We start from the raw sequence: 4,462 nt of genomic DNA on the forward strand, positions 1-4,462 counted from the left end.
GGTTACATTCCGAACCCGGAAGCTAAGCCTTTCAGCGCCGATGGTACTGCAGGGGGGACCCTGTGGGAGAGTAGGACGCCGCCGAACAATCATTGTGGGAAAGCCCCGCACCTTATGGTGCGGGGCTTTTCTGCGTTCCGGGGCCGAATCCGGGGCCGCGGCGGACCCGCCACTTCACCAGTCGGCGGGATAGCTCTTCAGGCTGCTCGTGTCGAGCGTCCAGCGGCCGGCGGTGACGGTGTCCCCGAAAGCGTGGGGGACCTTCTTGCGGTAGCGGATGCCGTCGGGTCCCTCTGAGGGATCGCTGTGCACCGTGACGGTCTTCTTGTCCCTGCGGGGGTCCACGACGACGTAAAGCGGGACCCCCATCCGCGGGTAGTCGTGCAGCTTGTCGCGGATGTCGGTAAGGGAGTTCGTACGGGAGACGACCTCCACCACCATCAGGACATCGCGGGAGTTGACGACCTTTGCGGTGTCGTCGGTGTCCTCCTCAGCGATGACCATGAGGTCCGGGACCTTGGTCAAGCCGGTCACCGGATCGCCCATGTTCGTGTCGTTGAGGGCCATCACCTCGGGTGTCTGGGCCTCGATCTGACGGCGCAACCGCACCACGTTCAGGCCGTGGGGAGCCGTGGGGTTCATCATCGTGAGGAAGATCTGACCGTCGGTGGTCTGTACCTTCCACTGGTCTTCCTGGTGCTCGGCCAGTTCCGAGAGCTGCTCCGCGAAGTCATGCATGCGGCGCATCTGCTCCGCGGTGAGGTCGCCCATGGTGTCCTCCTGGTGACTACCCGACCAGCGTATCGAGATGTGGCCCCCCTTAAAGGCGGCCGGCGGCCTTGAGGGCCAGGTAGGCGTCGGCCAGGGCCGGGGCCAGGGTGTCCGGGGTCGCGTCGACCACGTGGACGCCGTGGCGGGTGAGTTCGGCGGCCGTGCGGGTGCGTTGGGTCTGGGACTGGGTGCCCGCCGCGGCTTCGTAGACGGCGTCCACGCTGCCGCGGGCCTTCGTCATTTCCGCTACGTGCGGGTCGGCCACCGAGGCCAGGAGAACCGTGTGGCGCTGTGTGAGGCGCGGGAGGAGGGGGAGCAGGCCCTCTTCGATCGCGGCCGCGTCCAGGCTCGTCAGGAGGACCACCAGGGACCGGCGCGGGGCATTGCGGAGGATGGTGGAGACCAGGGTGCGGGAGTCCGTCTCGACCAGTTCCGGTTCGAGGGTGGCCATCGCGTTCACGAAGGACGGCAGGACGTCGGCCGCTGCGCGGCCCTGGACCTGGGCGCGGGGGCGGCGGTCGTGGGCCAGGAGGTCCACGCGGTCGCCGGCGCGGGTGGCCAGGGCGGCGAGGAGCAGGGCCGCGTCCATGGCGGAGTCCAGGCGCGGGGCGTCTCCGACGCGGCCCGCCGAAGTGCGGCCGGTGTCCAGGCAGATCAGGATGTGCCGGTCGCGTTCGGGGCGCCAGGTGCGGACGGCCACCTTGTGCTGGCGGGCCGTGGCACGCCAGTCGATGGAGCGGGTGTCGTCGCCGGGGACGTAGTCGCGCAGGCTGTCGAACTCCGTGCCCTCGCCGCGGGTCAGGACGCTCGTACGTCCGTCCAGTTCGCGCAGGCGGGCCAGCCGGGAGGGCAGGTGCTTGCGGCTGGTGAACGGCGGGAGGACCCGGACCGTCCACGGGAGGGGGCGGGAGCCCTGGCGGGCCCACAGGCCCAGCGGGCCCGACGAGCGGATCGTGACGCGGTCGGCCACGCGGTCGCCGCGGCGGGTGGGGAGGAGGCGGGTGGTCAGCCGGCGGCGTTCACCCGCGGGGATCACCACCGTGTGGCGGGAGGCGGCCTGCTCCGTCCCCGGGAGCCAGCTGCTCGGGGGCCAGGCGTCACGGACGCGGGCCCGTAGCGGGCGGCCGCTCGGGTTGGTGATCGTGAGGTGGACGTCCGCGGACTCGCCCAGGCGGACGGAGGTGTCGCCGGAGCGGGTCAGCTTCAGGCTGCGGACGGGCGCCGCGAGGGCGCAGTCGACCGCGCATGCCAGGGCGAGCGGGCCGTTGACCGCGAGCATCCCCGCCCAGCTCGGTTCGAGGATGCCGACGGGGAGGCTGCCGAGGGCCGCCAGGAGGGCGGCGCGTCCGGTGAGGGCCATCAGCGCGGTACGGGGACGTGGGAAAGGATCGCCGAGATGACCGAGTCCGCGGTGACGCCTTCCATTTCGGCTTCGGGGCGCAGCTGGACGCGGTGGCGGAGGGTCGGCAGGGCGAGCGCCTTGACGTCGTCGGGGGTGACGTAGTCGCGGCCGGTGAGCCAGGCCCAGGCGCGGGAGGTGGCCAGCAGGGCCGTCGCGCCGCGGGGGGAGACGCCGAGGGTGAAGGACGGCGACTCGCGGGTGGCGCGGCAGACGTCGACGACGTAGCCGGCGATCTCCGGGGAGACGGTCACACGGGCCACGGCCTCGCGGGCGGCCTCGAGTTCGGCCGGGCCTGCGACCGGGCGGACGCCCGCGGCCCGGAGGTCGCGGGGGTTGAAGCCGGCGGCGTGGCGGGTCAGGACACCGATCTCGTCCTCGCGGGAGGGGAGCGGGACCGTGAGCTTGAGGAGGAAGCGGTCCAGCTGCGCTTCCGGGAGGGGGTAGGTGCCCTCGTACTCGACCGGGTTCATGGTGGCGGCGACGAGGAAGGGCTCGGGGAGCTTGCGGGGCGTGCCGTCGACCGTGACCTGGCGTTCCTCCATCGCTTCGAGGAGGGAGGACTGGGTCTTGGGGGGCGTGCGGTTGATCTCGTCGGCGAGGAGGAGGTTGGTGAAGACCGGGCCGTTCTGGAAGGAGAACTCGGCGGTGCGGGCGTCGTAGACGAGGGAGCCGGTGACGTCGCTCGGCATCAGGTCCGGGGTGAACTGGACGCGTTTGGTGTCGAGTTCGAGGGATGCGGCCAGGGCCCGTACGAGGAGGGTCTTGGCCACGCCGGGGACGCCTTCGAGGAGGACGTGGCCGCGGCAGAGGAGGGCGACGACGAGGCCGGTGACGGCGGAGTCCTGGCCGACCACGGCCTTGCCGATCTCGGTGCGGAGCGCTTCGAGGGAAGCGCGGGCGCTGTCCGCGGTCGCAGCCGCCGTTGCGGCCGCGGGCTCGGTCGCGGCCGTGGGCTCGGTGGTCGGGTACGTCATGACGTACGGACCTCTCTTTCGAGGGCGTCGAGGTGGTCGGCGAGCGCGACGAGTGCCGCGTCGTCGGAGGGGGTGGGGCCGAAGAGGAGGGTGGTGACGTCCCGGGCCCCGGCCGTGGCGCCGCTGAGGTGCGCGGAGACGGCGGGGACGAGGGACGCGGGCTCGTGGGCCCGCGTGTGCGGTACGCCGACCAGGGCGGCGAGGCGTTCGCGCGCGGCGGTGCGCAGCACGGTGGCGGCGCGGTCGCGGGCCCCGGCCTTGCGGTAGAGGCGGGCGCGGCCCTCGGTGGCCTCGGAGGCGCGGATGACGACCGGCAGCTTCTCGGTGACGAGGGGGCCGAGGCGGCGGGCGCGCCAGAGGGCGGCGAGGGCGGCGGCGACGAACAGCTGGAGCAGGGCCCAGAACCAGCCGGACGGGACGAGGTCGATGAGGCTCTTGTCCTGCACCGGGCCGTCGGCGGTGTCGGAGTCGGCGAGGGACGGCATGTACCAGACGAGGTTCGGGCGGGAGCCGAGGAGTTGGAGGGCCAGGGAAGCGTTGCCCTCGTGGGCGAGGTTCTCGTTCAGGAGGAGCGTGCCGGAGCCGAGGATCACGGTGTCGCCGGTCGTTCCCCTGGGGAGCAGGAGGAGCGTGGGGTGGCCGTCGCTGGGGTAGCAGGCGGTGGCGCGGGGGAGGGTGGTGCCGTAGCGCAGGCCGTCTCCGGTGGCGGCGCGGCCGGCGGTGGTGGCGGCGGGCAGCGTGCAGGCCGGGGCGAGGTTTTCGGTGCCGGCGTCGCCCTTGGTGCGGACGCCGGGGGCCAGGTCGGGAAGGCTTTGGCTGCCGGGGGCGAGGAGGACGGTGCGGCCGCCGGAGAGGTCCGTCGCGGAGCGGATGGTGGTGCGCTGGGCTGCGCCGAGGCGGTCCGGGGCGGTGACCAGGAGGGTGGTGCGGGGGCCTGCGGCGTCGGCGGCCTCGCGGGCGGTGGTGACGACACGGGTGGTGACGCCGTGGTCCTTGAGGAGCTCGGCCACGGCGCGGGTGCCGGAGGGGTCGGCGGAGCGGGGGTCCAGGAGGCCGTGGCGGGTGCCGGAGTTGAGGGCGGCGAGGGTGATGGCGCCGGTGGCGAGCACCGCCAGGACGGCGAGGGCCCTTCTTGCCAGGCGGACGCGCCGGGTCCGCCTGGCGCCGCTTGGGCTCGGGGCGGTGGCGGTGGCCGTGGCCGTCGGAGCTCCGGCGGTGACGGGCGCGCGCCGGGGCACCTCCTCGGGCGCCGAACGTGGCAAGGGGGCGGCCCCTGGGGGCGGGGCCGCGGGGGGCGCGCGGGGGGGGCGGCCCG

At 73.6% G+C, this 4,462-nt stretch carries 4 protein-coding genes and 1 rRNA gene; 1 reads left to right on the top strand and 4 read right to left on the bottom strand.

The genetic code is table 11. The annotated features are described in order from the left end of the window. Window positions 1-87 (top strand): 5S ribosomal RNA (rrf, locus tag ACFTXQ_RS36420); the annotation flags it as partial. 87 nt (window positions 88-174) lie between these two features. On the opposite strand, the gene ACFTXQ_RS36425 is transcribed toward rrf, so the two are convergent. From ACFTXQ_RS36425 to ACFTXQ_RS36440, 4 genes are read right to left on the bottom strand one after another with little or no spacing between them, the layout of a single operon-like run. Beyond that, the gene (locus ACFTXQ_RS36425; RefSeq protein WP_382649916.1) at window positions 175-771 is read right to left on the bottom strand and encodes a Uma2 family endonuclease; all 597 of its coding nucleotides are present in this window, start codon (window positions 769-771) and stop codon (window positions 175-177) included. A 49-nt stretch (window positions 772-820) separates the two neighbouring features. Further along, a complete protein-coding gene (locus tag ACFTXQ_RS36430) occupies window positions 821-2,131 on the bottom strand; it encodes a DUF58 domain-containing protein (protein WP_382649919.1) in 1,311 nt (436 codons plus the stop codon). Further along, window positions 2,131-3,147: an AAA family ATPase gene (locus ACFTXQ_RS36435; RefSeq protein ID WP_382649921.1), complete on the bottom strand. Its 1,017-nt coding sequence runs from the start codon at window positions 3,145-3,147 to the stop codon at window positions 2,131-2,133. Before ACFTXQ_RS36435 ends, ACFTXQ_RS36430 begins: the two co-directional genes overlap by 1 nt. Further along, entirely contained in the window at window positions 3,144-4,385 is a 1,242-nt protein-coding gene (locus ACFTXQ_RS36440; protein WP_382649924.1) for a DUF4350 domain-containing protein, read from the bottom strand. The genes ACFTXQ_RS36435 and ACFTXQ_RS36440 overlap by 4 nt, the downstream gene beginning before the upstream one ends. Window positions 4,386-4,462: the final 77 nt, after the last annotated feature.

This window comes from Streptomyces sp. NPDC057010, from assembly GCF_042673805.1.
In the GTDB taxonomy this organism is placed as follows: Bacteria; Actinomycetota; Actinomycetes; order Streptomycetales; family Streptomycetaceae; genus Streptomyces.

Coding starts and splice junctions, on each gene's coding strand:
- ACFTXQ_RS36430 (WP_382649919.1), bottom strand. CDS start 2,131: ATGGCCCTCACCGGACGCGCCGCCCTCCTGGCGGCCCTCGGCAGCCTC.
- ACFTXQ_RS36435 (WP_382649921.1), bottom strand. CDS start 3,147: ATGACGTACCCGACCACCGAGCCCACGGCCGCGACCGAGCCCGCGGCC.
- ACFTXQ_RS36425 (WP_382649916.1), bottom strand. CDS start 771: ATGGGCGACCTCACCGCGGAGCAGATGCGCCGCATGCATGACTTCGCG.